Source organism: Alteromonas sp. ISO5 (assembly GCF_058105165.1).
In genome coordinates, this window is sequence record NZ_CM176572.1 from 4,365,751 (window position 1) to 4,392,440 (window position 26,690).

Genomic DNA, 26,690 nt, shown 5'->3' on the forward strand with positions numbered 1-26,690 from the left:
AAAACTTTGCATACCTTAAACTAAAGTCTAAACCTTGACACCGCCCTTTTCAAGTCAGCAATTTCCACGTCTATTTTCGAGGTAGACTCATTAGCCCGCTCAGTACTGTGAGCGCTGAGTTCGGCCAGCTCAACAATACGCTGTAAACTGCCAGCAACATCCGCAAGTAATGTATCCTGTCGCTCTGTATCGGTTACGATTTCACTATTAATTCGACTGAGCTCCTGAATGATCACTGAAATTGACGCCACCTGTTCGGTTACCTGCTCGGTGGTTTTAGCGCCCTGCTGCGCTTGTTCACGGCCAGTGTTGATGGTTTGTACTGCCTGATGAGCGTCCTTTTGCAAACTGCCAATCATGGCTTCAATTTCTTCAGTGGAATTATGGGTACGATTCGCCAACGTTCTGACTTCATCAGCCACCACCGCAAATCCCCGCCCCTGTTCGCCGGCCCGAGCCGCTTCGATAGCCGCATTTAAGGCCAGTAAGTTGGTCTGCTCGGCAATGGTTTTAATCACATCCAGGATGCTACCAATATTACGGCTGTTCTCGTCGAGGCGGTGAACAACCTGCGCTGAGGCTTCGGCCTGACGGGCTTGCTCGAGTACTTGCTGGCGATTATTTTCAGCCAGCTCGGCGATACTCTGGCTCTGTTTTTCAACCTGGCTCAGCTTGTCCATGGCAGTGGTGATCTGAGTAAGGTTATGGTGACTGGTTTCGCGCACGTGCTCAGTATTGGTGGCAGTAACCTGTACTTGCTTACGTTGTTCGCCCACTTGCTGAAGACTTTTCTCTCCCAACGCAATACTTGATTGCGTCACCTCTTCCAGACGGTGTTCCTGCGACAGGATATTGCCTACCAGACTGCGCAGATTGTCGGTCAGTGCATTAATTTTCGATGCCAGTGCGGCAAATTCGTCGCTGCCGTTATCGTCCAGTTTACGGGTAAGATCACCCTGACTCAGTTGGGTCAGGCCGCGATTAATTTTTACCAGTGGGCGCGCTATGCTACGGGTGGTAATCACCGCAAGCACCACTGCAGCAATCAAACCAATAACAAATACTGCACCGGTTTTCACCAGCGCCCCCATTACCGTATCAAGAATTTTCTGTTGGGCACTAAGTGTGCTTTTATTGACTTGCCCGTACAGCGATTCAATAGTCGACTGGGCAGCATTCAGCGCAGCGCTGGCGGCGTTCTGACGTGCACCACTCTCGCTGGTAAACGCCAGCTTTTGTTTCTGCATCCATACTAATCCGTTGGTGCCGGTCAGTTCTGCGATAAACGCCTCATACTGCTCATTGAACATGGCCACAATGCCCTGGGTATCGACGGTTTCAGCCAGTCGGTTGAGGTAATCCTTATGAACCTCCAGATTACTGATTTGATAAGCTAAATCTTCTTCAATCGCCGTTGTCGCGTCGGCGTTGCGGCTGTTCACCAGATCTTCAATTGCCGTATTCATCGTCAGCAACTTGTTGTCGATGTTGTTACCGGTACCGATTACCGTTTCGATGCCCGGGTCATTACTATCGAGATAGCTCAGGTCAAGCATCAGTGCACTGGCCTCATCGGCAATCATCAGCACTTTTTCAGACTGTTCGGTAATGCGCTCCTCGAAAATAAGCTGTTGCTCCAATGCTTCGTACATGCCATGACTTTGCTCAACGTATTCCTGACTGGCTTCAATCGCCTGAGTGGCTTGTTTATCATTACCCAGTAGTTTTGCCAGCTCGTCGAGTCGACCCACAAAGATTTCAGAACGAGTGGCAAATTGCGATTTGCTGTTTTGCAGTGCTGGCAACGAACTGACGTGATATCCATTGGCGGTAATAGTGGCCAGTGTGAGTATTTGTGTATTTACCTCGTTCATCAACGTTTGCACCGGCATCTTTTCTTCGATGACGTCTTCGGCGGATGTCTGAATACCGGATAACCCCCAGTAAGAAAGAATACTGGTAATTAACAGCAAACAACCGAAGGAAGCAAAACCCAGAATAATTTTATTCACTACTGTTAAGGGCATTAGAAATCCTGTTAGCAACACCACTGACTAATTATAGCAGCGTAAAGGTTACAGTGACTTTAGGCGAAACATACCTTGTAATCGGCCTCAACATAAGAAGACTCAAGGTTAATATTTTGCCAGAACGTCATAAAACGATGACCTCAGAATGATCTTACAAACCTGCAGCGGTGGAAGTTAAAACCCACACCATCTCATTCACATTATTTTAAATATAGTCTATACCCTATACGTTTAACCCCAAAATAGACATTATTTATAGAAATCACCCTTTTCTATACCCTGTTAGGCTTTCAAATCTGCTCAAGTTACCTATAATAGCGAGAAATTCGCATCCCAGATGTAGGCACCCAATGGACCAAAATAAAGAACTAAAGAAAGCTGGCCTCAAAGTTACCTTGCCTAGATTAAAAATCCTGCAAATTTTGCAGGAGCCAAAAAATCAACACATCAGTGCAGAAGACGTGTATAAGATTTTGATCGAACAAGGTGAAGAGATTGGTCTGGCTACCGTGTACCGGGTTCTCAATCAGTTTGACGATGCCGGCATTTTAAATCGCCATCATTTTGAAGGCGGCAAATCGGTATTCGAAATCAGTCATAAAGAACATCACGATCATTTGGTGTGTTTGAAGTGTGGTAAAGTTGTCGAGTTTGAAGATGATCTGATAGAACAGCGTCAGGAACAGATCGCCAAAGACAACAAGATGAAATTAACCCATCACAGTTTGTATCTTTACGGCGAGTGTTTCGACGAAAACTGTGAAAACCTCGATTAAAAATAAAAAAGGAGTCGTCAGACTCCTTTTTTATAGCGTTAGCACACCCATCGGTTACAACACAAATTTCTGTTCTGAATACACAGAAAAGACTTTTTCCCAGACTTCACCAACCTTGCCATCGCCGATCTGATTATCACCGACTTTTACAATGGGCAAAATTTCTTTGCCTGAGCTTGTGATCCACACTTCATCGGCGGACAGTAATTCACCGACGGTGATTGCTTCTTCTGAAGCCTCTATACCAGCCAGTTTAAGGCACTCAAGCACCAGCATACGAGTAATGCCCGGTAACAGTTGATTATCCAGTGGCGGTGTCACTGCTTTGCCATCCTTAACAATAAACACATTGCTACTACTCGCCTCGGTGATCTCGCCCTGATGGTTATAAAGCAGGGTTTCGGCATTTCCCTCTTTGACGCTTTGCTGGAAGTGCATAACATTGCCCAGCAGCGCGGTAGATTTAATATGACAACGTTCCCAACGTAAATCTTCAGCCAGTGACACACTGGCTCCCGGATGTGCGCATCGATCGGCTTTTACCGGTGCGGATAAGGCAAAAGCAAAACCAAAGACCGTTGGCGCAACGCCTTGCGGATACGCATGGTAGCGGCGTGTATCTGCGCCACGGCTGATATGCAGATAAACGCCGATGTTATCGCCCAGGATTTCACGGTTATCATCAATCAGACGCTGCACGAGTGCCTGCCACTCAATTTTATCGATCTGATAATCAATCTCAATGGCCGCCAGGCCTTTGGCAAAACGGGCCATATGTTGGCTGAAGCCCACCATTTTACCTGCATAACTGGGGATCACTTCGTAAATACCGTCACCGAAAAGAAAACCGCGATCCAGCGGCGAAATACGTGCTTGTTCCAACGGCACAAACTCGCCGTTTAAATATGCTATGGTCATGAGAATCTCGTTGAGAAAGCGCCCGGTCCACAGACCTAGAGAGATAGCCAGCGTCGAATAGCGGCTTGCATCAGCAGCCATTTCGCTCTGGCATCGTCGGCGTCGAGTTGATAAAAAGTTATCTTATCACCGGGAATGCCCTGTGCGAAATGATTCAGATCACATCGGGCAATGGTCCCGGCTTTAGGATAACCACCAAGAGTTTGCCGGTCGGCCATCATTACTATGGGCTGACCATCGGGCGGAATTTGCATCGCTCCCAATGCAATGGCTTCCGAATATAAAGCCTGTGAAGGCAGAGCAATGGCTGGTCCGGCTAATCGGTAGCCCATCCGGTCGACCTGGGGCGTAATGGTATATTCACTACTGAGTAACCGCTGCCATTGCAGTGAACTCAGCCAGTCATGCTGGTAGCCTGGCACCACCCCCACCCGCACTGAAGGCTGATAATCAGGGAGCAATTGCTCAGGTATTGCGCCAGGGAGTTTATGCGCTGATGCCCGCTTGGCAACAGGCACTTCATCACCCACCGCCAACGGTTTACCATTGTTTTGTAAGCCGCCCAACTTTTCACGCTTTACCATGCTGGCACTATTTACCACAGCGGGAAACTCAAAGCCGCCCTGAATGGCCAAATAATGCTTACTGCCCACACGTGCGGGATTCACATTAAGGTGCTGACCGGCGGCAACCTGAATCGAATGCCAGCCTTGCTGTCGCTGTTTATCCAGGGTTATCTCAGCAGCTGGCCCCGTTATGCTCACCACGGCAGGCGCGGAAAATTCAACGCTCAGACCGCCGATAAATTCGACGGCCGTAGCGCCTTGCTGTCCGCACAATAGATTAGCGAGAGTAAAGGCATAGGGATCCAACGGACCAGACTGGCAAAATCCCTGATGAAGCTGCCCCAGCCGGCCCGCGTCCACCGGATAGGCAGCTAAGTCGATCCGGTTAAAGCGTACAGTCATGATGCCGACTCCGCCGTCTTTTGCAGCCAGGCATGGTACTCGTCTTCACTAATGGCATAAAACTCTACCTTATCACCCGCCTGCATTACGGTTGGCTCACTGGCACCGGGGCTATACAGCGCTACCGGGCACAGACCGAGTAAATGCCAGCCGCCGGGCGAGACGTCCGGGTATACCGCAGTTTGCCGGTCGGCAATTGCTACAGCGCCCTTAGGTACGGCTTTGCGCGGGTTGGCCAGACGAGGCGTAGCCAACTCAGCATCTAACTCCCCCAGATAGGCAAAGCCTGGCGCAAACCCCACCGCATAAACAGTATAAGCAGGCTGCTGATGACGTTTAATAATCTCTGCGGCAGATAATCCTGTGGCATCGCTAACCAGGGCCAGATCATTAGCCTCAGGGGCACCGTACCACACCGGTAATCGGTGCAATGTGCGGGCTTTCTGGTTGCTGACATCTGTTATTGGTAGTTGTTTAACGAACTGATAGACGTTGTGGTAATCCACCTCGCTCATGTCAAACACCAGCATAAGGGTGTTATAAGACGGCACCAGCTCAGTTAACCAGCGGGGACGATGGGCTATTAGGGCCTGATAAAGCGCACTAACCACCTGGTTTTGCGTGGCCAGTTCAGCGCCGCAGGCATAAAAGATAAGACCGTCTTCACCGGCTATTTCGACCGCCCGAATAGGGCCAAAAGGTTGCATATCAGGCGTTCGCTCCCGGTCTGACGTGTGACAGTTTCCGTTTGGTTAAAGCCACCCGCAGCGACTCAGCCATAGCCACCGCACCAGGCGAATCACCATGCACACAAAGCGTATCCACCGGCATGCTCAACACGCTGTAATCACTGGCAATGATAATACCGTCATCCATCAGTCGGGTGGCCTGCTCAAAGGCCTGTTGCTCACTGAGCACTGCACCGGCCTCCTTGCGCGACATCAGGTAGCCATCGGGGGTGTATTTACGATCGGCAAAGGCTTCAAATAATAATACCAGGCCAAACTCTGCGGCCTCTTGGCTTAACTGCTGATGCTCAGGATGGGCCTGGATCATCAGCGGAATATCCGCTACAGAACAGCTGGCAACTGCCTGCATTACCGTGCGCCTTAGCGCAGGCTTTTGCATCAGGTCGTTATACAAGGCGCCGTGGGGTTTAACATACTCCAACTCGCCTCCCTGTGCCCGGGCCATGCCATCCAGCGCGGCAATCTGGTAATGCAAACAGGCAATCAGTTCATCATCGGCCATAGTCAGACTGCGCCGACCAAAACCAGCAAGATCGGGATAACTGGGGTGCGCGCCAATGGCCACGTTATGCGCAATCGCCAGGCCAATGGCTTTTTGCAGAGTAAGTGGATCCCCGGCATGAAAACCACAGGCAATATTCGCCATGTCGATATGAACCATAATTTGTTCATCAACAGGCATCCTCCAGGCGCCATAACTTTCGCCTAAATCGCAATTTAACATCATAAGCGGTTAGTTCTTCGTGACATATCGGTTATCATGTTACTTGTTTTATTTTAAAAGTCAGTCCCCATGCTAAAAATTGGTCAGATTAACCCGCTTAAAGTGGTTGGAGAATTTCCCTTCGGTTATCAGTTATCTCACCCAGAAGATGATCGCAGTATTGTGCTTTCCGAAGAAGTGGAGCAGCCACTGGCGGTTGATAGCGAAGTGCAGGCAATGGTGTATACCGGTGAAAACGGCCAGTTAACCGCGAGCCTGAAGACGCCCAAAATTATTGCCGGTCAGGTTAAGGTTTTAAAAGCGGTGGGCGTAACGGATTTCGCTGCCTTTTTCGACTGGGGTTTGCCGCGCGATTTGCTGGTACCGCGTCAGAATCAGGCTCAACCTGTTAATCAGGGTATGCTGTATCCGGTCTATCTGTATTTTGATGAAGCCACCAGCCGTTTGTTAGGTACGACCAAATTACATCCGTTTTTGAGTGAGAATGGCATCTACTTTCAGCCCGGCCAGGAAGTCGAACTGATTGTATGTGGCCAGACCGAACTGGGTTACAAAGTGGTGATTAACCAGACTCACCTGGGGCTGATATTTGCCAGCGACGCCTTTAAAAAGCTGCGCATAGGCGACGAAACCACCGGCTTTATCAAACAGATCCGTGAAGACGGCAAAATCGACGTGGCGCTGCAGCAGATCAATGCTACCGGAAGAGATGCGCTGCAACAGGCTATTCTTGACGATCTGGAAGCGCACGGCGGGTTCTCCACTTTAACCGATAAAAGCCCGCCGGAAGAAATTTACGCCCACTTCAACGTGAGCAAAGCCGCATATAAACGCGCACTGGGCGCATTGTATAAACAACAGAAAATTAAACTGGATAAACAAAAAGTCACCCTGGTGGAATAATAACAATGAAAGCGACAGTCAGTTGGCAACAAGCCCTCACCTTCTCAGGAAAAACCGAAAGTGGTTTCAGCCAAACCCTCGATGGCAACGGTGAAGCCCTGTCTCCCATGGAAACCGTATTACTGGCAGTCGGCGCCTGCTCCAGTATCGACGTGGTAGATATCCTTAAAAAACGCCGGCTGACCATTCATGATTGTCAGTGTGAACTGGAAGCACAACGCGCCGATGAACCGCCGCGTGTGTTTACTAAGATCCACGCTCATTACATTGTTAGTGGTGACAATTTGAAAGAAAAAGACGTCGACCGCGCAGTATCACTGTCGGCCGAGAAATACTGCTCGGTGATGCTGATGTTAAAAGGTAATGTGGATATCACCACCAGCTTCACTATCGTTGATTAACAACAATCTTGCGGCGGGCTGTCAATTCAGAACAGCCCACCATTTATTATACCGCTAAGGGTTGCGCCCGCAGTCTGGGTACCGGCCGCTCATCAATAAACACATGCACCAGCGCGGTCACCAGCGCAATTGAGCAGGCACTCCACCAAACCACGTCATAAGATCCGGTAACATCGTACAAATAGCCGCCCAGCCAGACACCGCTGAACGAGCCTAACTGGTGACTTAAAAATACGATGCCGTACAGCAGTCCCATATAAGGCAAGCCAAATAATTGCGCCACCAGCCCGGACGTTGGCGGTACCGTAGCTAACCACAGCAAACCGGTAACAACAGAAAACAAGTACACCGACATTTCACTCATTTCAAACAGCATAAAGGCAGCTATCGCAATCGCCCGCAATGCATAGATAATGGTCAGCAGGTTTTTCTTGGAATATTTCCCCGACCAGGAACCGGATAGCAGACAGCCAAAGATATTGAACAAGCCAATAAGGGATAAACTCACCACTGCGGTGTCGGCAGAAAACCCTCTGTCACTTAAAAAAGCCGGCATATGTACGGTAATAAAAGCCAGTTGGAAGCCACACACAAAAAAGCCCGCGACAATCAACCAGTAGTGCCAGTAACCACAAGCCTCTTTCAGAGCCTCCAGCATCGTCTGCCTGGTAGTTTCTTTATTAACGCTTAGCTGAGCCCCACCTGATTGACGAAACGTACCGGCAAGCACGGCCATTAACAGTGAACACCCGGCTAGCAGCAACAGCGCATTGACCCAACCGAAGCTTACTATAAATTCCTGCGCCACCGGCACTACGAGGAGTTGCCCGGCAGAGCCTGCCGCACTTCCCAGTCCCAGGGCAAAAGCGCGTTTTTCCACCGACACCATCCGCGCCATGGCTGGCAGCACAACACCAAAGCCGGTAGCCGCAATCCCCATCCCCATCAGTAATCCGGCGCCAGTATTCAGACCAGCAACAGTATCAGTAGTCGCCGTTACCACCAGTCCCGCGGCATACAGACAAGCACCGGCGACAACAGTTCTGCCGGTGCCATATTTATCGGCTATGGCACCGGCGATGGGTTGCGAAAGCCCCCACCACAAATTTTGTAAGGCTAGCGCAAAAGCAAAGACTTCCCGGCCATAACCAAACTCGGTAGACACCGGCTCCATGAAGAAGCCCATGGATGAGCGGATACCAAAATTAAGGGCCAGAAGAATACAAATCAAGGCCATGGAGAAGCTGACTAATTTAACCGGTGCTGACATGACAAATCCAAAAACGCAGAATCAAAATTGATATGAATACCAGATCTGTAATTGTTACAGCACCGGCTACAATTGTCGCGTATTGATTGTATTTTTCTGTTTTGCCGCGCCTGAATGGCGCGGTTAAATTGTTCCCACCCGCATAAAAATAGCCAAAAACCGCAACAAATAACCAATTACCACAACAGTTAGCTATTACCGCCACACCAAATTGATACAATTGCTTACACAAAGATACAACTGCTCGCTAATTTATTGTTTTGTAGGGATTTATAATTTATTTAACAATCTGGCACAGCGCATGCTGTCAGGCGTATATAACTATATACTTTCAAGGTAAAACGATGGAACACGTAAAAACCCACCGCAACATCAGCTCATTACTTATTGCCAGCCTGCTGGCCAGTAGCGTGACCTTAACCGGCTGTATTAACGCCGAGGCCACCGATTCGAAAGCTGAGCAAAAAGAAGAAGTGGTTGTCAGCATTCCCGTAGAAGCTACGCCTGTCACAATGGGTGATATTTCATCGAGCTATCAGACCACCGCTATCTTAGAAGCCAAAGAAGAAGCGTTTGTGGTCGCCCGGGCATCGGGTATTGTTGAGCATATTTTCGTGGAAGAAGGCGACTATGTGGAAAAAGGCCAGGTGCTTGCCCAGCTCGACAAAAAACGTTACGAGTTAAACCTGAGTAAAGCCCGCGCCGATCTAACCGGCATTGAAAAAGAATTAAGCAAAATTAAGAAAGTCTATTCCAGCAAACTGGTGAGCGATGATACCTTTGATAAGCTCACCGCCCAGTATGAAGCTACCAAAGCCGTGCTGGCACTGGCGGAACTGGACTTAAAAGAAACCACCATTACCGCTCCCATCAGCGGTTATATTGCCGAGCGTAATGCCAAGGTCGGTAACCTCACTGAGTCTTTCCAGCGCGAAAGAATGTTTCACATTGTTCAGCAAAAAGCCTTACAGGGCATAGTTTACCTGCCTGAAAGCGAAATGGTCTCGATTGAAGCAAAACAAAATGCCAGTCTGAAAGTGGCAGCGCTGGGCAATGCCACCGTAAGCGGTTACGTTGAACGGATCAGCCCGGTAGTCGATGCAACCACAGGGACTTTTAAAGTCACCCTCACCGTACCCAATACTAACGGCCGCCTGAAAGCCGGTATGTTTTCTGAAGTCTCGATTGATTACGACACTCACGCCAATGCGACCTTATTGCCACGTAAAGCACTGTTAACCATCGACGATCAAACCAGTGTGTTTGTCGTGGAAGAAGGCGTAGCGAAAAAGCTTGATGTCACCACCGGTTTTGAAAACGGGGAATTTATCGAAATTACTAACGGCCTGACTGGCTCAGAAACCGTGGTTACCGTCGGGCATCACAATCTGAAGGATGCATCACCAGTTGAAGTCGTAAACAGCTGATAGCCGCCTGGAGATTGTTATGCAACTTGTTGATATTGCGGTAAAGCGCCCTGTCGCGATTGCCATGTTCACACTCGCCGTGCTGTTATTTGGCATGGTATCTTTAGGCCGGTTATCGGTAAACCTGTTACCCGAACTCGCTTACCCGACACTCACAATTCGCACCGACTACACCGGTGCGGCGCCCGCTGAAGTAGAGCAACTGGTATCCAAACCCATCGAGGAGACAATTGGCACGGTTAAAGGTGTCCGTACCGTTAAGTCGATTTCCCGCCCGGGTCAGTCTGATGTGGTTCTGGAATTTGCCTGGGGCACCGCGATGGATTTCGCCAGCCTGGAGGTACGCGAAAAACTGGATATCCTGCAACTGCCACTGGATGTAGATAAACCCCGTTTACTGCGGTTTAATCCCAGCCTCGACCCTATTTTGCGCTATGGTCTGAGCTTTAACACCCCGGATCCTTCCGTTGAAGCCATGAAGTCGTTACGGATTTATGCCGATGAGCAAATTAAGCGACAACTGGAATCTATCGAAGGTGTTGCTTCAGTAAAAATCGGTGGCGCGCTGGAAAATGAAATCCAGGTACTGGTCGATCAGCGTCGGGTTAGCCAGTTAAATATCAGCATCAATACGATTATCACCCGCCTAAAAGAGGAAAACCTCAACACCGCTGGCGGACGCATCGATAACGGCAACCAGGCGTTTCTGGTACGTACCCTGAATCAGTTTACCGCTCTGAATGAGATTGGTGAGCTATACATAGCCAACCGGAACGGCAAATCGATCCGCCTGCGCGATGTGGCGACCATCCAAAACACCTACAAGGAGCGGGATGCCATCAGTCGCTTTAACGGTAAGGAAGGCGCTGAGATTGCCATTTACAAAGAAGGTGACGCCAATTCTGTAGACGTGGCACGCCAGGTAGGTATTGCCCTTGAGCGGATCCAGAACCAGCTACCCTCAGATTACGCCCTGGAGAAGGTGTACGATCAGAGTGAGTTCATTAAACAGGCTATCGAGGATGTAAAATCGTCTGCCGTTATCGGTGGTATTCTGGCGATGATTATTCTTTATCTTTTCCTTAAGGACTTCTGGCCAACGCTGATCATTTCAGTGTCGATCCCGCTATCGGTTATCGCGACGTTTAATCTGATGTACGGTAACGATATCAGCCTCAATATTATGAGCCTTGGTGGTATTGCTCTGGCGGTGGGTTTGTTGGTGGATAACAGTATCGTGGTACTGGAAAATATCGATAAACACAAACAGCGCGGCAAGGGTCTGATCAGCGCTGCGACGGCGGCAACCGAAGGCACCAAAGAAGTCTCCAGTGCCATTTTGGCCTCCACGCTCACTACGCTGGCAGTATTTGTACCGCTTATTTTTGTGGAAGGCATCGCCGGTCAGTTATTCAGCGATCAGGCTATGACCGTCTCGTTTGCACTCATTGCATCATTAATTGTGGCACTGACTGTTATTCCTGCACTGGCCGCTAAAGCCCACCGTGAAGACAGCTTTACCGAACAGGATGCACTTGAGCCAGCTCCCGGCGCTCGTCCTGAGGGCTGGCGCAAAATCGTGTTTTACCTTACCTGGCCGCTGCGTATGCTGGTTAAACTGGTATTCGGTATTATTCCCATGCTGGTGACCACCCTGCTTATCACGCTCTGGCGCGCTATCAGTACCACTTTGTCCTTTATCTTTAAGCCACTCACCGGGTTATTTACTCTGGCGTTTAACGGTATTGAAAAGCTTTATAATGTGAGTCTGAAAGCCGCTCTGCGTACCCGCTGGTTGGTGCTTGGTGTGGCTGTTGCTGTCACCGCCTTTGCGTATTTGCTGATCCCTCGCCTGGGAATGGAGTTAATCCCGCGCATGTCACAAGGTGAGTTTTTCATTGAAGTGACCCTGCCGGCGGGTTCCCGTGTTGAACAAACCGACAACTTGCTCACCCGTCTGGCGCTCTACACCGAATCGTTGCCCAATGTTAACCGTACCTACTCACTGGCCGGTACCGGCAGTCTGATCAGTGCCGCGCCCTCCCAGGGCGGCGATCAATGGGGCAAACTAAACGTGGTGCTCAATAAAGATGCCACAGACGCAGATGAGGCTCAGGTAAAGGAATCACTGCGTGACTTCCTGGCTAAACAAGCCGGTGTCCAGAGCAAGTTTGGCTATCCCGAACTGTTTACCTTTGCGGCGCCGATTCAAATTGAACTGCAAGGCTATGACTTAGCACTGTTACAGCGTAGTGCCGACTCGTTGAAACAGGCACTGGAAGGCAGTCACCGTTTTGCCGACGTGACCAGTAGTTTGCGCATTGGCAACCCTGAGCTCAAAATTAACTTCAACCACGCCGCCCTCGCCCGCCTTGAGCTTGATGCCTCGACCGCAGCCAAACTGGTGGCAGCGCAAATTGGTGGTGAAGTGGCGACCCAATACAGTATGCGTGACCGCAAAGTCGACATTCTGGTTCGTACCGCCGATACTCAGCGGGATCAGATTGACGATATCAGTCAAATCATCATTAACCCGGGTGCAGAACAACCGGTGCCCCTGCATGCCGTGGCCGAAGTATTTGTGAGTAACGGCCCCAGTGAGATTACCCGGGTAGGCCAGCAACGCGTAGCATTACTGGAAGCCAATCTGCGCTATGGAGACCTGGCTCAGGGCGTAGCTGAGGCCGAACAAATCATCCGTGAGGTAGCCCTGCCGCCGCAATTACGCGCAACCATTGCTGGTCAGAGCGAAGATATGCAGCAAAGCTTCGACTCGCTGATGCTGGCGCTGGCACTGGCTATCTTTATGGTGTACCTGGTGATGGCATCTCAGTTTGAATCCCTGGGTCACCCGTTGCTGATCCTGTTTGCTATTCCCATGGCCGTAGCCGGGGCTATTTATGGTCTGTTACTCACCAACACCAACGTGAGTGTGGTGGTGTTTATCGGGTTAATTATGCTCTGCGGTATTGTGGTGAATAACGCCATTGTGCTGATCGATCGCATCAATCAGTTACGTGAACAGGGTCAGGATAAGCGCAGCGCCATTATCGACGCCGCTAATAGTCGCTTACGGCCAATCATCATGACCACACTGACCACTATTCTGGGTCTGTTGCCCATGGCCATTGGCTTTGGTGAAGGTGCCGAGGTGCGCACCCCCATGGCCATCACCGTGATCTTTGGTTTACTGTTTTCGACTCTGCTGACCCTTATTCTGTTACCGGTGATTTACTCACTGTTCGACCGCAAACAGTTTGCCGTAACGGTGAGCGACACTGCCGGAGACAATGTTTATGGATAAGTTTGCTCAGGCTGGTGCCACTCTGACCAGCTTTGCCCTGCGCAAACCGGTCACCATTTGCATGTGCTTCCTGTCCATGCTGATTTTCGGCATTGCGGCGGGACGTTTGTTACCGCTGGAGAAATTTCCCGGCATTGATATTCCGCAAATGGTAGTTCAGGTGCCCTATCGTGACGCCACTCCAGCCGAAATTGAACGGATGATCACGCGACCAGTGGAAGAAGCGATTGCCACCATGTCAGGTATCAAACGGCTCCGGGCGACTTCTTTTGAAAACCGCGCCGAAGTGTTTGTGGAGTTTGACTGGGACGCCAATATCAAAGCCAAAAGCATTGAAGCCCGGGAAAAAATTGATGCTATTCGCGACGAACTACCCGATGATGTTGAACGGGTTATGGTGTTTAAGTTTAATACCAACGACATGCCGATTTTTCAGCTAAGGGTATCCAGCGAACGAGACCTGTCGAATGCCTATGACCTCCTCGACCGTAACCTGAAAGGCGAAATTGAGCGGGTGCAGGGCGTTTCCCGGGTTGAACTCTACGGCGTTGAGAAAAAGCAAATCAGCATTCGCCTTATCCCTGAGCGCATTACTTCACTGCATATCGATACCAACGAACTGGGCAGACGATTGCGCGAAGCCAACTTCTCCATGACGGCCGGACACTTTTTTGCCAACGACCAGAAATTTATCGTTAATCCCCAGGGCCAGTTTTCTGATATGCGCGATATCCAGCAGCTCTATGTCGCACCGGGAATTATGCTTAAAGATATTGCCACGGTGGATTATGAAACACCCGAGCGCAATAATGGCCGCCACCTCGATCGCGCTTATGCGGTAGGTCTGAATATCTTCCGTGAATCGGGCAGTAACCTGGTAGAAGTGAGTGAACAGGTCATGGCCGTGGTTGAAAAAACCAAGCAGGATCCGGCCTTTAATGGTATTAACCTGTACGTAATGGATGACGTGGCTGAAAGTGTGACTTCATCCTTAGCCAATCTGGTGGAAGCGGGTTTATTTGGCGCGCTGCTATCAATCGTGGTGCTGTATTTATTCCTGCGCCAGCTTACGACTACTCTGCTGGTGGTTTTATCTGTGCCCTTTTCCATCTGTATTACCCTGGGCGTGATGTATTTACTGGGTTACTCGCTGAATATTCTGTCGCTGATGGGATTAATGCTGGCGGTAGGCATGCTGGTAGACAATGCGGTGGTGATCACCGAAAGCATTTTTCAGCAACGCGCCACCCATTCTGACGCTGAACAGGCCACTAAGCTAGGTGTGGGTAAGGTGAGCCTGGCAGTCATCGCCGGCACCACCACTACGGCCATTGTATTTTTACCCAATATTGTGGGCGTTAAAATTGATGTCACCGTTTTTCTGGAGCACGTAGCCATTGCCATTTGTATCTCACTGTTTGCCTCACTGCTGATTGCGCAAACGCTGATCCCCTTGCTGGCCTCAAAGGTTAAGCCACCCGCTGCTCATCATGCTAAACCGGCAGCTTATATTAACCGCTACCGTAAAATACTAAGCTGGGCCATGCATAATCAGGGCAAAACCTCAGTTATCGCGTTAGCCATTTTGGCCAGTACAGCTATTCCCCTGGGCGTCATTTCCAACGATGATGAAGGTAATGATAACCGCTCTCGTATCTGGCTTAACTATCATATCAGCCAGAATTACACCCTCGAAGAAGTAGAGAAAACCGTCGATAAAATGGAAGGTTATTTGTATGACAATCAGGAAGCCTTCTACATAAAACAGGTGTATACCTATTACGAAGCAGGTCAGGCGACGTCTGGTATTACCCTGCAGGATGATTTGCCGGTACCGGTAAGCGAAGTGAAGCGCCTTATTCTCGACAACATGCCAAAGTTTGTGCGCGCCAAACCGTCCTTCCGGTGGAACGAAGGTAACGGCGGTGGTGTCAGACTCACCCTGCTCGGAGAGTCGTCGGACCAACTCAGAGTTATCGCCGACCGTGTGGTGCATGTGCTGGATAACGTTGATGGCTTAACCGATGTCCGCGCCGACATAGGCAGCGAGCGCCAGGAACTGCAGATCCGAATCGATCGCGACAAAGCCTATCAGCTGGGCCTCACCACTCAACAGGTATCCGGTCTGATAGCGACTGCCCTGCGCGGTAATAACCTGCGCACGTTCCGCTACGGCGAAGCCGGCGAGGTAAATGTCAAACTGATGTACGGTAAATCGGTGCAGGAATCTCTCAATGCGCTGCAAAACCTCAATTTAGCCAACAATTCGGGCCGCAATATTACCCTGGACATGGTGGCCGACATCACGGTTATGCCACAACTGGCGCAAATAAACCGTTACTATCGTCAAACCGCTTTATCAGTGGGTGCCAACCTGGAAGAAGGAACCACTATGGAGCAGGCCCGCGACCGGATTGAGGCTGCCATGCAATACATGAGCCTGCCGTCCGGCTACAGTTGGACGCTGGACGGTGGCTTCCGTCGTCAGGATGAAGCCTTCGCGGTAATGCAAATGAATATGTTGCTGGCGGTCTGCATGATCTACATTGTTATGGCAGCGCTGTTTGAATCATTGTTGTTACCGACGGCGGTAATTACTTCCCTGTTATTCAGTATCACCGGGGTATTCTGGGCGTTTATGATCACAGGTACATCCATGTCGGTGATGGGCATGATAGGCATGCTGATCCTGATGGGAATAGTCGTTAACAACGGTATCGTACTGGTTGACAGAATTAATCAGCTCATCGCGGAAGGCGAAGAATTAATCCCAGCCATTGTTGATGGGTGTAGCTCGCGGATCCGGCCTATTTTAATGACAGTCTCTACCACCGTACTCGGCTTGGTGCCTCTGGCTATGGGCAGTACTCGCATCGGCGGCGATGGCCCGGCTTACTCGCCTATGGCGATTGCCATTATCGGCGGGCTGGTGTTCTCTACGCTAACTAGTTTGTTCCTGGTACCATTGGCTTATGTACTGTTACTGAAGTTACGATATCGTATGGGCAAAATGATTTTCCGCTCGAAAGTTCAGGTGAGTCGTTGGATTAAAGCGTAAGCTTGAAGCAGTAAAATAGGAAGGAGTTAAACGGGAACTCGGTTTTTTGTCCACTGCGGTTCCCGTTTAATGATTCCCGGCACGATTAGCTGCGTGCAGTCAGGAATTGATAGACGTTAGATGCGTCACGAGACTGAGAAAACTCAACCAGAGATACACCATTACAAGTTACACCGTCTTTTGCACTTACTGCTTTCAGTACTTCACGCTGGCTCGCACCAATCAAACCAATGTTACGAGAAACAGAAGAACGAAGCAGACGAACGTCATCTTTTACTACGGCTTTACAGAAACCTGCGAACTCAGTGTCACCTGTAAAACGAACACCTTCAGCAGTTACGTCGGCAGAAGCAGTTGATACACCCATTACTGCTAATAGTGCAGCAGCGATTGTTGATTTGATTACTTTAGTCATTTGAATATCCTCTCAGATTGTTTTGGTATCCACCGGAACCTGAAAAGCGAAATTGCTGTTTATCAGTTCTGGTGTCAGCCCAACGATTTGCGCTGAACGTTTCTCGTTGGTGCACTATATTTATGCCCTAACTGAAAGAAAATTACTGTTTTATTATTGTATAGGGTTGGTGAAAATAGCGTAAATTATAATGTTAACGGCCAATCAACACATCATGCTATTGTTTTAATTGGTTATTTTTTAAATAAATATTATCATTCAGAATATCTATCAGGATTTGGATTCAAAAAAGTTCTAAAAAACACGGTCAATTCTGAAAGTTTTTAGCTTGATCCAGACAATTATTTACAAAATTATACAATTTAAGTCGATAATAACGTCCTTTCGGCCCTCCCGCTCTGTAATTTAATTACAGAAATAATGTAAAATCGATGAAAAATTGATTTTTTGAAAGTCACCCAGAGAGATAATCGGCATCAGCAGGATGTTTTATTTAATCCTTAATGACATTAAGTAACGCGCAATTGCTTTGGGGAAGAGTAACATCAGAAACTGACGGGCAGCCGGGCTATTTGCCCGGCTACCCGACTAAGATTGAAGGAGAGGTTGAGAACTGGATCAGGCGTATTCACGTTGCCGTTTGGTTTCGATGGCATCAATGTAACCATGCCAGGAGGCATAACCGAGCAATGGCATCAGCACAATAAAACCAATAAACCCGGTAACAAAGCCAATGGCAACGAGCGAGAAAATAATACCAGCCCAGATAAACATAGGCACTTTATTGACCCATACCGCGTTAATACTGGTCATTACTGCAGTGGCTAAATCAACCTTACGCTCCAGCAGGATGGGCTGCGTAAATGCAGTGACGAAAAACATGCCGATACAAAACAATGCACCAATACCAGTACCGAGGATCAGGAATGGCATCAGACTTTCCAGACTCTCGATCTGATGTTGTGGATACAGTGCATGGATTAAGGAGGCGACACGCAGCCAGAAAATCATCAGGATCATCAGCAGAATTCCAAAGCCCCATTCATTTACCGCATTTCGGCGCATAGCGCGTAGCGAATGAGATAAAGTGGGCTTATGGCCTTTTTCATGTTCCCAACTGATATCGTACAATCCAGCCGCCAAAAACGGTCCAATCAGCATAAAACACACGATTGAGGGCAAAATAATTAAATGCCAGCCGGTCATGGCCACTAAAAATGAAATCAGCCAGGGGATCACAGCAAATAGTAAGCCATAGAATACTGACAATAACGGCGTTTTTAATAAGTCCTGGAAACCCAGCGACAACCACTTAATGGGGTCGCCGACATCGAGCTCCTTACAGGGAATAACCCTGGCAATGCCACTGTCGGTAATGGCGTTCTGGGGTGTTTCTTTAAAGTGTTGTGACATAAATTCACTTCCCTCAGTGGTTACTGTTAAGCGCAAAACAGGGGAACATTCACTTATCCACGATATTTACCGATCTTCTGAGCGAACCGGTGTTCATTACTTCAGAATCTTCCCCACCGTTATATATACGATAGATCCAATCACAAAAGTTCACAATTTATTAACAATAAAAATATTAACTTTTAATACGAATGGCCGGTGCGTACCGGCTGCCAGGAAAGCCGACGGTGAAAATAGCGATTCAACGCTAGGTTAAAATCATAGAAGCTACAAACCGAGCTTTTTTGCCCGGTGGCACAGTCAAAGGTGAATCGATGACAATTATTGCCCCAGGGATGATATTCAATATAAGTAAAGATCCGCGATACGGCTCGCTCGGCTGAACCTTCGGCTACCAGCGGATGCAGATCTTTATCGCAGACCATGTAAATATTTTCACCGCTGCGGTCGTTTAAAAATCGTTGCGGTGAAACGGCTTTCACCAGACCGCTACCGTGCAGTTCAATAATATAACCATCAACCCAGATGCCCGTGTGTTCGAATACACCATAAATGCCACAACACACCATGGCACCATCTACAGGTTTCACGGATACCCTGCTCTCACCCGGGTAATGCCCTACCCCGGCACTGTGGTCACCGGCATTGTGGTCAACAACGACATATGAATGGCGCATATCCGAACCCCCCGTACCAAACAATATTTATCTCTCAAAAGCACTATTTTGAGTTATAGCCCTTCCTCTTTACTGGCTCAAGTCGGTTTTTGTAACAGTTTATGCAATATATTTGCGCTAAAGCGCAAAATTTGCTTAACAGCGTATAGTCCGATGCGATACCCTGAAAGCCCCGTAATTTAAGTAGTTTAAGATGAAACCGGTACACAGTTCGCACAAGTTAGATAACGTTTGTTATGACATTCGCGGTCCGATCGCCGCGCAGGCTCGCAAGATGGAAGACGAAGGCCATCGCATTCTCAAACTGAATATTGGCAACCCTGCCCCGTTTGGTTTTGATGCCCCCGACGATATCCTCAAAGACGTCATTCATAATCTGCCAACATCACAGGGCTATTCTGACTCTACCGGTATTTACGCAGCACGTGTTGCCGTGATGCAGTACTACCAGCAAATGAACATTCATAATATTCAGGTTGACGATGTGTTCATTGGTAATGGCGTGAGTGAAATGATCATGATTGCCATGCAGGCGTTGCTGAATATGGGTGATGAAGTGCTGCTACCCAGCCCGGATTATCCACTGTGGACGGCTGCGGTCAGCCTATCTTCTGGCACACCGGTGCATTATCGCTGTGATGAACAAGCCGGCTGGTTTCCGGATATTGACGATATTAAAAGCAAGATCACCAAGAAAACCAAAGCCATTGTGCTGATTAATCCGAATAACCCAACGGGCGCCGTGTACAGTAAAGAACTTTTACAGCAAATAGTTGAACTCGCACGCGAACACGAGCTGGTAGTTTATTCAGACGAAATTTACGACAAAATTTTATACAACGAAGCGAAGCACACCTGCATTGCCTCGCTAGCAGATGACGTGTTCTTTGTTACCTTCAGCGGTTTATCGAAAAATTACCGTGTGGCAGGCTTCCGTGCCGGTTGGCTGGTGGTCTCCGGTAACAAACGGGTAGCCAAGCATTATATTGAAGGGTTAAATATTCTCTCTTCTATGCGGATGTGCGCCAATGTGCCCTGCCAGAGCGCAATTCAGACTGCACTGGGCGGTTATCAGAGTATTAACGACCTGATTAAGCCTGGCGGTCGCCTGCAAATCCAGCGTGACCTGGCAGCCCGACGCCTGAATGATATAGACGGTATTTCCTGTGTAGCGCCCAACGGTGCTATGTACTGCTTTGCCAAAGTGGATGCCGAAAAGTTTAATATCGCCAACGATGAACAGATGATTCTGGATTTATTAAGCAGTGAGAAAATATTGCTGGTGCATGGCAGCGCCTTTAACTTAAAAGAAGGGATTTACTTCAGGCTCGTCTTTCTGCCGCACAGCGACATTCTTGGCCCGGCCCTGGATCGCATCGAAAACTTTTTTAACGGCTACCGTCAAAAAGGCAAAAAGTAATGGCCGACAACAGCCATTTCTTTGCTCATCTGGCCAGGATGAAGCTGATCCATCGCTGGCCGCTTATGCATAACGTACGCATTGAAAACGTTCAGGAACACAGCCTGCAGGTGGCCATGGTGGCGCATGCCCTGGCACTTATTCGTAACCGTTTTTTTGATGGTCGGCTGAATCCCGATCGGATTGCCACCCTGGCCATGTTCCACGATGTGTCAGAAGTGCTTACCGGCGATCTCCCTACGCCGGTAAAGTATTACAACCCGGCGATAAAAGCAGAATATAAAAAAATCGAAAAAATCGCTGAACAAAAGCTTATTGATATGGCGCCGGAGCCCTTCCGGGACGATTACGCAGAGTTGATCAGTGGTGAACATCATAGTGAAGACGAAGCCTTTATCGTGAAAGCCGCGGACGTTATTTGCGCTTATTTAAAAACACTGGAAGAACTTAGCGCCGGAAACCGTGAATTCACGCTGGCTAAAAAGCGCCTGGATAAAATGCTTAAAGATTACCACTCCGAAGAAGTTGACTATTTTTTGAAGCAATATGTCCCCAGCTTCTCTTTGAGTCTGGATGAAATCACCCAGGAAGAATACGGCGAGTAAAGCAGGAGCCAGTATGCCAACATCGCAATCCGATTTATCTGACAACGCTGACTGGCAAACCGACTGGCAGCAACGCCGCCTGCCACGCACCCAGGCAAGGGATGGCGATCACCGTTCTCCCTTCCAGCGTGATAAAGCCCGAGTATTGCACTCTGCAGCGTTTCGACGCTTGCAAGCTAAGACCCAGGTGCTCGGCGTTGGCTTGAGTGATTTCTACCGAACACGCCTGACACATTCACTGGAAGCGGCACAAATCGGCACCGGGATCACCGCGCAACTGCAAGGTAAATTTCCCCGCTTAACCGACTATGTCAGTCTCGATCCCTATTTAATAGAAACCCTTTGCCTGGCCCACGATATCGGTCATCCACCCTTTGGCCATGGTGGTGAAATAGCACTGCATTACATGATGCACCAGCACGGCGGCTTCGAGGGCAATGGCCAGACGTTTCGCATTGTTACACGACTGGAACCCTATACCGCAGAACATGGGATGAACCTGAGCCGTCGCAGTGTACTGGGGCTGGTAAAATACCCCAATTTTATCGACACGCTGACCAATCAGGGCATTGTACCGGCAGATGATTTGCGCATGCGTCAGGTGAAAGCTGAACAGTGGCATCCGCCCAAGGGCTTGTTCCGCTGCGATGAAAACCTCTTCGACTGGTTACTTGAACCGCTCAAACCTGAAGAGCGCGATGCCTTTATGACGTATAACCAAAGCGATAGCAAACACAGTAAAACCCGGCATAAGTCTTTTGACTGTAGCGTAATGGAACTGGCTGACGATATTGCCTACGGTATTCATGACCTAGAAGACGCCATTGTAATGGGCATGGTAAAACGGACTGAATTCACTGAAGAACTGGAAAAACCGCTGATTGAGCTACAGGTACCCTGGTTATCTGACACCATCAGCAAGCTCGGCGACCGGTTATTTAGCATTGAGCAGTATGAGCGTAAAAACGCCATTGGCGCTTTAGTTAATTGTTTTATCACGGCCATCTGCATCGAGGAAAACCCGCAGTTCAGCCACCCGCTATTATGTTATCAGGCCGTATTGCCTCATCACCACAGTGAGGCACTGACACTGTTTAAACAGTTTGTTTATCGTAAGGTTATTCGTAAACCCGAGGTGCAATTACTGGAGTATAAGGGCCAGCAGGTGGTAATGGAGCTTTTTGAAGCATTCAGCTCCGACCCTACCCGCCTGCTACCGGAAAATACACGTGTACGCTGGATTCAGGCCGAGGAACAAGGCAACGGCCACCGCGTGATTGCCGATTATATCTCTGGCATGACCGACGAATTTGCCGCCCGCCTTTATTCCAATATGTTTGTGCCTAAACGTGGCGGCGTGCTGGATACCCTGTCGCTCTAGCATTCAGGAGCGACAGTTTTTATTGTAATGGGCAAGGAAGCCTCTTATGCGCTATTTGCGTCTTGCATTTTTAATTGTCATTTTCATCGCAGCACTGCCCTGCTGTGCCTCGTTGCTGGCCAATAAGATTGCCAAAGGCGGCGACTTTCAGGTAACCGGAAGCATTGACTGGACCGTTGAAGAGCCGGTTTGTGATAATTCTCACCATTGTGTCTTGTTACACGACTTCGCGAACAAATTCTCGACAATGAAAATCTTTCGTTGACTCTGAAGTCTAACCTTAACTTTAATCAACATCACAACATCTGGCACTTCAGTACGTCCTCCGACAAGCAACAGCTTAAACCACTGGCGAACGGTGAGCGTCCGGTAATCCCCACATTCAATTCATAAGTTAGCTACGGCATGGTGTTCTTTTATGCAAAGGAGAATGATCATGCAGCAACGAAGAGAAGTGCAAGATTGGCTCAATCTATTTGAGCAACAAAAACAAAGCGGACTCACTGCGGTGGAGTTTTGTCGCCAGCAGCAGATTAACGTTCAAACCTACTATACCAGGCGTCGTGATATTCTGCTTCAACGAACAAGCAGCAAGTTCGTTCAAGTGAAACGCGAAGTCACGAAGATTGAGTCATACACCGAAGAAATGGGGGGCGACCTTCTCCTGCAACTCGGAGACGCTCAATTGAGCGTGCCAACGAACATGAGTCCTCATTGGGTTGCTACTGTGATGAAGGCATTGGCCGAATGAAGATGTTCGTTGAGCCTGCCGATATTTATCTATACATGGATATCGTCGACTTCCGCAAATCCATTAATGGCTTGATTGTAGTGGTCGAGCAAGACATGAACCTTAATCCGTTTCGCGATGCACTGTTTGTGTTTTGCAATAAAAAGCGCGATAAAGTCAAAATACTCTACTGGGATAAAACGGGCTTTGCACTCTGGTATAAACGTCTCGAGAAGCATCGGTTTAAGTGGCCTGTCGAGACGGAATTGCAACAACTGCACGTGAGTGAACAACAGCTACAATGGCTGTTATCGGGCTACGATGTCATAGGCCATCAGCCATTGCACTACAATACATCCGGCTTATAACCTGTGATCATAAGTCGCGATTATCGATCACCAAACGGTCTTAATAATGTCGGGTAATCAGTGGCTTATTGCATGATAATAACGTCATGAATATTGATATCGAAAACTTACCCGACGATCCAGCAACATTGAAAAAGATGTTGTCGCAAGTCATGTCTCGTAATCAATACCTTGAAGAGCAGTTTCGTATTGCCCAGCATAAGCAGTTTGGTAAAAGCACCGAAGGCCACCCTGGGCAAGGTGAGTTGTTCAATGAAGCGGAAGAACTGGTTGTTGAGGCTGAAACCGCCGAAGAAACGATTAGCTACACCCGTAAAAAGCCGGTACGTAAACCGCTACCCAAAGACCTTCCCCGTGAGGTTATCGTTCACGATATTACGGATGAAGAAAAAATCTGTGGCTGTTGTTCGGGTGAATTACATCGCATCGGTGAAGATAAGTCAGAGAAGCTTCAGTTTATCCCTGCTCAGGTCAAAGTGATTGAGCATGTTCGCCCTAAATATGCGTGCCGTACTTGTGAGAACGACGGTATCAGCAATAAGGTAAAGCAAGCTCCTGTGCCTCACTGCGTTATCCCAAAAGGTTATGCAACGCCAAGCTTATTAGCGCAAATCATCACCAGCAAATATCAGTATGGGCTACCGCTTTATCGTCAAGAGGCCATGTTTAAGCAGCATGGTATTGAACTCAGCCGTAAGACGATGGCGGACTGGATAATCCGCTGCGCTGAGTTGTTTAAACCCCTTTATGACCAACTTCATCAACACCTGCTGCAACAACCGGTTATCGCTGCGGATGAAACCACGTTGAAGGTGATTGAGTCTGAGAAAGTGAATAGCTATATGTGGCTATATGCCAGTGGCGCTGATTCACCTAGCGGTAATATCCCCGATACAGCGATACCTAACATCGTGCTCTACGACTATCACAATAGTCGAGCTGGGCAATGCGCGGTAGACTTCCTTGATGGCTATAACGGTTACCTACAAGTGGATGGTTATCAAGGCTACGAGCAAACGCAAGCCACACTCGTCGGGTGCTGGGCACATGCCCGCCGTAAGTTTATGGAAGCGAAGAAAGGCGCGGGTAAAAAAGGCAGTGGCAAAGCGGATTGGGCACTCAATCACATCCAAAAACTCTACCGCATCGAAACCCAGTTAAAAGATAAAACGGTGGAAGAACGCTACCTCACCCGACAAGAAAAGAGCCTGCCGTTACTCAATCAGCTCCATACATGGCTAGCGAAATCGGTTCAACAGGTGCTGCCGAAAACCAAATTAGGTGAAGCGATACAATACTGCTTAAACCAATGGGAAAAGCTTGCACGCTACACACTCGATGGATTACTGAATATAGATAATAATCGCGCTGAGCGCGCGATTAAACCGTTCGTCATCGGCAGAAAAAACTGGCTGTTTAGCCAAACCGCCACGGGCGCAAATGCCAGTGCGGTGCTTTATAGCATCATTGAAACCGCAAAAGCCAACGACCTCAATGTGTTCGAGTATGTAATGACATGCCTTGATGAAGTCAGCAAGCCCGACGCCGATATCGAGCAACTGCTACCATGGCAGTTTGATAAGCGCTAGGTGGTATTGCCGGACGGATACGGCGAACGAGCTTATCGTGCTTTTTGCCGGCTGTAATCAGCCCGCGCAAATCCTCGCGATCCACCACCAATGGCTGCATATAATCACCCGCGCAGACCTTTGGGTGGTACCGGTTAAAGGCTTCGCCCAGAGCAAACTTTAACGGTACATAGGCCTGTTTATTCGTCAGAAACTTTTGTTCTTTCTGCCACAGCCTGACAAACGCCGCCACCCGGTCATACGAGCCACTAAAGCCCGATGCAGCAACTTTACCGATTTGCGTTGCTTACGTGGTTTCTTTGATTCTTTACAAAGCCAGTCGCACAACCACTGGTCGTACTCATCCAGTTTCTTAGATGTCTGCGCCTAGGATAACTGGGTTCAACGATTTTACTGTTGAGGTATTTGCGAATGGTGTTTCTGGATAAGCCAGTTCGTCTGGCAATTTCTCGCTGTGACAGTCCATCGCTGAAATGCCAGCGCCTGATCACACTTAATAATGGCACATCTATCACTCCGTTTTCTCCTGCCACAAGAGCCGCAGGAGTCATTAAACGATGCAAATTATGGGGTGAAGTGGATTAGTTTTTTACCACAATTCAACAAGTACCACCATTAGGTCGTCTACTGTCACTTCTTCAACTTCAGTTTTTACTTCACTAAGGTAAACTTTGGTGTTTTTATTATTCACCTCACAGTTGATTAATAGGCACCTTGATATAGCTGACTTCGTTATGCTCTGGCGGCGGTAACTCACCCGCTCTCACGTTAATTTGAATAGATGGCAAAATGAGTCTAGGCATACTTAGAGTTGCATCTCGTGCTTCGCGCATCTTTACAAACTCCTCCTTTGAAACACCATCTTTAACGTGAATGTTATACTCACGCTGCTCGCCAACAGTTACTTTGCATTCATGTGTCCGATGCTTAGTAGGATAGTCATGGCAAACGTAGATATTTGTCTCTTCGGGAAGCGCTAAAATGCGATGTATAGAGTCATATAGGGTAGTTGCACTGCCACCAGGGAAATCACATCTTGCGGTGCCCACATCAGGCATAAACAAGGTGTCACCCACAAATATCGACTCGTTATTAAGTAAATAAGCAATATCTGCTGGTGTATGTCCTGGTAAATGCATCACCTGAAAACGCATATTGCCAACTTCAAGCATCTCGCCTTCTTCAAATAACCTATCGAACTGAGCGCCGTTAGGTAGAAACTCTTTCTCTAGATTGAATAGTGCTTTAAAGGTTTTTTGCACTTCTGTGATACGTGCCCCAATACCAATTTTTGCGTCGTATTTGCGCTTAAAAAATGGCGCGGCTGACAAGTGATCAGCGTGGGCATGGGTTTCTAAAACCCACTCTACCGATAAGCCTCGCTCATCAATAAAGTCTGCAATGTTTTGTGCGCTGGCAGTATATACACGGCCTGCACTGTAGTCAAAATCTAAAACGGGATCGATGACTACCGCTTTTGACGACGTTTTATCTTCAACGACATAAGTAAAGGTTTCACTATCATCGTCTAAGAAAGAAGTAATTTCTATATGCATGATGCTCT

General features: G+C 48.5%; 25 protein-coding genes. 13 read left to right on the forward strand and 12 right to left on the reverse strand.

The genetic code is table 11. The features are described 5' to 3' along the window. Positions 1–20 precede the first annotated feature (20 nt). Positions 21–2,027, reverse strand: a complete 2,007-nt coding sequence (locus tag AC2T0J_RS19585) for a methyl-accepting chemotaxis protein (RefSeq protein WP_489807423.1) — start codon at positions 2,025–2,027, stop codon at positions 21–23. A gap of 353 nt (positions 2,028–2,380) precedes the next feature. Between AC2T0J_RS19585 and fur the strand changes: the two genes are divergently transcribed. Beyond that, on the forward strand, positions 2,381–2,806 hold the full coding sequence (gene fur / locus AC2T0J_RS19590; protein WP_489807424.1) for a ferric iron uptake transcriptional regulator: 426 nt from the start codon (positions 2,381–2,383) through the stop codon (positions 2,804–2,806). Between the two features lie 54 nt (positions 2,807–2,860). Here the strand turns inward: fur and AC2T0J_RS19595 are convergent, their stop codons facing one another. Genes AC2T0J_RS19595 through AC2T0J_RS19610 form a run of 4 tightly spaced genes read right to left on the reverse strand, consistent with a single transcriptional unit; the run spans position 2,861 to position 6,168 of the window. Next, on the reverse strand, positions 2,861–3,724 hold the full coding sequence (locus AC2T0J_RS19595) for an aminotransferase class IV (RefSeq protein ID WP_489807425.1): 864 nt from the start codon (positions 3,722–3,724) through the stop codon (positions 2,861–2,863). Positions 3,725–3,759: 35 nt separating this feature from the next. Continuing rightward, a complete protein-coding gene (locus AC2T0J_RS19600; RefSeq protein ID WP_489807426.1) occupies positions 3,760–4,692 on the reverse strand; it encodes a 5-oxoprolinase subunit C family protein in 933 nt (310 codons plus the stop codon). After that, positions 4,689–5,399: a 5-oxoprolinase subunit PxpB gene (gene pxpB, locus AC2T0J_RS19605; RefSeq protein WP_489807427.1), complete on the reverse strand. Its 711-nt coding sequence runs from the start codon at positions 5,397–5,399 to the stop codon at positions 4,689–4,691. Before pxpB ends, AC2T0J_RS19600 begins: the two co-directional genes overlap by 4 nt. A 1-nt stretch (position 5,400) precedes the next feature. Next, on the reverse strand, positions 5,401–6,168 hold the full coding sequence (locus tag AC2T0J_RS19610) for a 5-oxoprolinase subunit PxpA (RefSeq protein ID WP_489807428.1): 768 nt from the start codon (positions 6,166–6,168) through the stop codon (positions 5,401–5,403). A 66-nt stretch (positions 6,169–6,234) separates the two neighbouring features. On the opposite strand from AC2T0J_RS19610, the gene AC2T0J_RS19615 reads away from it, so the two are divergent. Both AC2T0J_RS19615 and AC2T0J_RS19620 read left to right on the forward strand, forming a co-directional pair. Further along, positions 6,235–7,068, forward strand: a complete 834-nt coding sequence (locus AC2T0J_RS19615; RefSeq protein WP_489807429.1) for a CvfB family protein — start codon at positions 6,235–6,237, stop codon at positions 7,066–7,068. A gap of 5 nt (positions 7,069–7,073) precedes the next feature. Continuing rightward, the gene (locus AC2T0J_RS19620) at positions 7,074–7,469 is read left to right on the forward strand and encodes an OsmC family protein (protein ID WP_489807430.1); all 396 of its coding nucleotides are present in this window, start codon (positions 7,074–7,076) and stop codon (positions 7,467–7,469) included. 46 nt (positions 7,470–7,515) lie between these two features. Here the strand turns inward: AC2T0J_RS19620 and AC2T0J_RS19625 are convergent, their stop codons facing one another. Together AC2T0J_RS19625 and AC2T0J_RS19630 are read right to left on the reverse strand one after the other, a co-directional pair. Beyond that, positions 7,516–8,739 carry an MFS transporter gene (locus AC2T0J_RS19625; protein WP_489807431.1) on the reverse strand — a complete coding sequence of 408 codons (1,224 nt, stop codon included), beginning with the start codon at positions 8,737–8,739 and terminating at the stop codon, positions 7,516–7,518. After that, positions 8,723–8,971 (reverse strand): hypothetical protein, encoded by a 249-nt coding sequence (locus tag AC2T0J_RS19630; protein WP_489807432.1) that lies wholly within the window; start codon positions 8,969–8,971, stop codon positions 8,723–8,725. The genes AC2T0J_RS19625 and AC2T0J_RS19630 overlap by 17 nt, the downstream gene beginning before the upstream one ends. Before the next feature lie 112 nt (positions 8,972–9,083). Here AC2T0J_RS19630 and AC2T0J_RS19635 point away from each other — a divergent pair, with 112 nt between their 5' ends. Genes AC2T0J_RS19635 through AC2T0J_RS19645 form a run of 3 tightly spaced genes read left to right on the forward strand, consistent with a single transcriptional unit; the run spans position 9,084 to position 16,528 of the window. Then, positions 9,084–10,166, forward strand: a complete 1,083-nt coding sequence (locus AC2T0J_RS19635; protein ID WP_489807433.1) for an efflux RND transporter periplasmic adaptor subunit — start codon at positions 9,084–9,086, stop codon at positions 10,164–10,166. Positions 10,167–10,185: 19 nt separating this feature from the next. Then, positions 10,186–13,470, forward strand: coding sequence for an efflux RND transporter permease subunit (locus AC2T0J_RS19640; protein ID WP_489807434.1), 3,285 nt, complete (start codon positions 10,186–10,188; stop codon positions 13,468–13,470). After that, positions 13,463–16,528: an efflux RND transporter permease subunit gene (locus tag AC2T0J_RS19645; RefSeq protein WP_489807435.1), complete on the forward strand. Its 3,066-nt coding sequence runs from the start codon at positions 13,463–13,465 to the stop codon at positions 16,526–16,528. The genes AC2T0J_RS19640 and AC2T0J_RS19645 overlap by 8 nt, the downstream gene beginning before the upstream one ends. Positions 16,529–16,613: 85 nt before the next feature. Here the strand turns inward: AC2T0J_RS19645 and AC2T0J_RS19650 are convergent, their stop codons facing one another. From AC2T0J_RS19650 to AC2T0J_RS19660, 3 genes are all read right to left on the reverse strand, one after another. Continuing rightward, on the reverse strand, positions 16,614–16,943 hold the full coding sequence (locus AC2T0J_RS19650) for a hypothetical protein (protein WP_489807436.1): 330 nt from the start codon (positions 16,941–16,943) through the stop codon (positions 16,614–16,616). Between the two features lie 618 nt (positions 16,944–17,561). Further along, positions 17,562–18,356, reverse strand: coding sequence for a DUF2189 domain-containing protein (locus AC2T0J_RS19655; protein ID WP_489807437.1), 795 nt, complete (start codon positions 18,354–18,356; stop codon positions 17,562–17,564). 182 nt (positions 18,357–18,538) lie between these two features. Beyond that, positions 18,539–19,033, reverse strand: coding sequence for a hypothetical protein (locus AC2T0J_RS19660; protein ID WP_489807438.1), 495 nt, complete (start codon positions 19,031–19,033; stop codon positions 18,539–18,541). A gap of 193 nt (positions 19,034–19,226) precedes the next feature. Between AC2T0J_RS19660 and AC2T0J_RS19665 the strand changes: the two genes are divergently transcribed. From AC2T0J_RS19665 to tnpC, 7 genes are all read left to right on the forward strand, one after another. Beyond that, on the forward strand, positions 19,227–20,453 hold the full coding sequence (locus tag AC2T0J_RS19665) for a pyridoxal phosphate-dependent aminotransferase (protein ID WP_489807439.1): 1,227 nt from the start codon (positions 19,227–19,229) through the stop codon (positions 20,451–20,453). Beyond that, positions 20,453–21,058, forward strand: a complete 606-nt coding sequence (gene yfbR / locus AC2T0J_RS19670; protein WP_489807440.1) for a 5'-deoxynucleotidase — start codon at positions 20,453–20,455, stop codon at positions 21,056–21,058. The genes AC2T0J_RS19665 and yfbR overlap by 1 nt, the downstream gene beginning before the upstream one ends. 13 nt (positions 21,059–21,071) lie before the next feature. Further along, the gene (locus AC2T0J_RS19675; protein WP_489807441.1) at positions 21,072–22,439 is read left to right on the forward strand and encodes an anti-phage deoxyguanosine triphosphatase; all 1,368 of its coding nucleotides are present in this window, start codon (positions 21,072–21,074) and stop codon (positions 22,437–22,439) included. Positions 22,440–22,485: 46 nt separating this feature from the next. After that, positions 22,486–22,704: a hypothetical protein gene (locus AC2T0J_RS19680; protein ID WP_489807442.1), complete on the forward strand. Its 219-nt coding sequence runs from the start codon at positions 22,486–22,488 to the stop codon at positions 22,702–22,704. Between the two features lie 171 nt (positions 22,705–22,875). After that, positions 22,876–23,190: an IS66 family insertion sequence element accessory protein TnpA gene (gene tnpA, locus AC2T0J_RS19685; protein ID WP_489806273.1), complete on the forward strand. Its 315-nt coding sequence runs from the start codon at positions 22,876–22,878 to the stop codon at positions 23,188–23,190. Continuing rightward, positions 23,187–23,537: an IS66 family insertion sequence element accessory protein TnpB gene (tnpB, locus tag AC2T0J_RS19690; protein ID WP_489806274.1), complete on the forward strand. Its 351-nt coding sequence runs from the start codon at positions 23,187–23,189 to the stop codon at positions 23,535–23,537. Before tnpA ends, tnpB begins: the two co-directional genes overlap by 4 nt. Positions 23,538–23,623: 86 nt before the next feature. Then, positions 23,624–25,126 (forward strand): IS66 family transposase, encoded by a 1,503-nt coding sequence (gene tnpC, locus AC2T0J_RS19695; protein ID WP_489806275.1) that lies wholly within the window; start codon positions 23,624–23,626, stop codon positions 25,124–25,126. A gap of 269 nt (positions 25,127–25,395) precedes the next feature. Here the strand turns inward: tnpC and AC2T0J_RS19700 are convergent, their stop codons facing one another. Both AC2T0J_RS19700 and AC2T0J_RS19705 read right to left on the reverse strand, forming a co-directional pair. Then, positions 25,396–25,677 (reverse strand): helix-turn-helix domain-containing protein, encoded by a 282-nt coding sequence (locus AC2T0J_RS19700; protein ID WP_489807443.1) that lies wholly within the window; start codon positions 25,675–25,677, stop codon positions 25,396–25,398. A gap of 141 nt (positions 25,678–25,818) precedes the next feature. Continuing rightward, positions 25,819–26,682 (reverse strand): MBL fold metallo-hydrolase, encoded by an 864-nt coding sequence (locus AC2T0J_RS19705; protein ID WP_489807444.1) that lies wholly within the window; start codon positions 26,680–26,682, stop codon positions 25,819–25,821. Positions 26,683–26,690 lie beyond the last annotated feature (8 nt).

What these genes read in the sequence shown, in the direction of transcription:
- AC2T0J_RS19585 (WP_489807423.1), bottom strand. Translation starts at nt 2,027, where the DNA reads ATGCCCTTAACAGTAGTGAATAAAATTATTCTGGGTTTTGCTTCCTTC.
- fur (WP_489807424.1), top strand. Translation starts at nt 2,381, where the DNA reads ATGGACCAAAATAAAGAACTAAAGAAAGCTGGCCTCAAAGTTACCTTG.
- AC2T0J_RS19595 (WP_489807425.1), bottom strand. Translation starts at nt 3,724, where the DNA reads ATGACCATAGCATATTTAAACGGCGAGTTTGTGCCGTTGGAACAAGCA.
- AC2T0J_RS19600 (WP_489807426.1), bottom strand. Translation starts at nt 4,692, where the DNA reads ATGACTGTACGCTTTAACCGGATCGACTTAGCTGCCTATCCGGTGGAC.
- pxpB (WP_489807427.1), bottom strand. Translation starts at nt 5,399, where the DNA reads ATGCAACCTTTTGGCCCTATTCGGGCGGTCGAAATAGCCGGTGAAGAC.
- AC2T0J_RS19610 (WP_489807428.1), bottom strand. Translation starts at nt 6,168, where the DNA reads ATGATGTTAAATTGCGATTTAGGCGAAAGTTATGGCGCCTGGAGGATG.
- AC2T0J_RS19615 (WP_489807429.1), top strand. Translation starts at nt 6,235, where the DNA reads ATGCTAAAAATTGGTCAGATTAACCCGCTTAAAGTGGTTGGAGAATTT.
- AC2T0J_RS19620 (WP_489807430.1), top strand. Translation starts at nt 7,074, where the DNA reads ATGAAAGCGACAGTCAGTTGGCAACAAGCCCTCACCTTCTCAGGAAAA.
- AC2T0J_RS19625 (WP_489807431.1), bottom strand. Translation starts at nt 8,739, where the DNA reads ATGTCAGCACCGGTTAAATTAGTCAGCTTCTCCATGGCCTTGATTTGT.
- AC2T0J_RS19635 (WP_489807433.1), top strand. Translation starts at nt 9,084, where the DNA reads ATGGAACACGTAAAAACCCACCGCAACATCAGCTCATTACTTATTGCC.
- AC2T0J_RS19640 (WP_489807434.1), top strand. Translation starts at nt 10,186, where the DNA reads ATGCAACTTGTTGATATTGCGGTAAAGCGCCCTGTCGCGATTGCCATG.
- AC2T0J_RS19645 (WP_489807435.1), top strand. Translation starts at nt 13,463, where the DNA reads ATGGATAAGTTTGCTCAGGCTGGTGCCACTCTGACCAGCTTTGCCCTG.
- AC2T0J_RS19650 (WP_489807436.1), bottom strand. Translation starts at nt 16,943, where the DNA reads ATGACTAAAGTAATCAAATCAACAATCGCTGCTGCACTATTAGCAGTA.
- AC2T0J_RS19655 (WP_489807437.1), bottom strand. Translation starts at nt 18,356, where the DNA reads ATGTCACAACACTTTAAAGAAACACCCCAGAACGCCATTACCGACAGT.
- AC2T0J_RS19660 (WP_489807438.1), bottom strand. Translation starts at nt 19,033, where the DNA reads ATGCGCCATTCATATGTCGTTGTTGACCACAATGCCGGTGACCACAGT.
- AC2T0J_RS19665 (WP_489807439.1), top strand. Translation starts at nt 19,227, where the DNA reads ATGAAACCGGTACACAGTTCGCACAAGTTAGATAACGTTTGTTATGAC.
- yfbR (WP_489807440.1), top strand. Translation starts at nt 20,453, where the DNA reads ATGGCCGACAACAGCCATTTCTTTGCTCATCTGGCCAGGATGAAGCTG.
- AC2T0J_RS19675 (WP_489807441.1), top strand. Translation starts at nt 21,072, where the DNA reads ATGCCAACATCGCAATCCGATTTATCTGACAACGCTGACTGGCAAACC.
- AC2T0J_RS19680 (WP_489807442.1), top strand. Translation starts at nt 22,486, where the DNA reads ATGCGCTATTTGCGTCTTGCATTTTTAATTGTCATTTTCATCGCAGCA.
- tnpA (WP_489806273.1), top strand. Translation starts at nt 22,876, where the DNA reads ATGCAGCAACGAAGAGAAGTGCAAGATTGGCTCAATCTATTTGAGCAA.
- tnpB (WP_489806274.1), top strand. Translation starts at nt 23,187, where the DNA reads ATGAAGATGTTCGTTGAGCCTGCCGATATTTATCTATACATGGATATC.
- tnpC (WP_489806275.1), top strand. Translation starts at nt 23,624, where the DNA reads ATGAATATTGATATCGAAAACTTACCCGACGATCCAGCAACATTGAAA.
- AC2T0J_RS19700 (WP_489807443.1), bottom strand. Translation starts at nt 25,677, where the DNA reads ATGACTCCTGCGGCTCTTGTGGCAGGAGAAAACGGAGTGATAGATGTG.
- AC2T0J_RS19705 (WP_489807444.1), bottom strand. Translation starts at nt 26,682, where the DNA reads ATGCATATAGAAATTACTTCTTTCTTAGACGATGATAGTGAAACCTTT.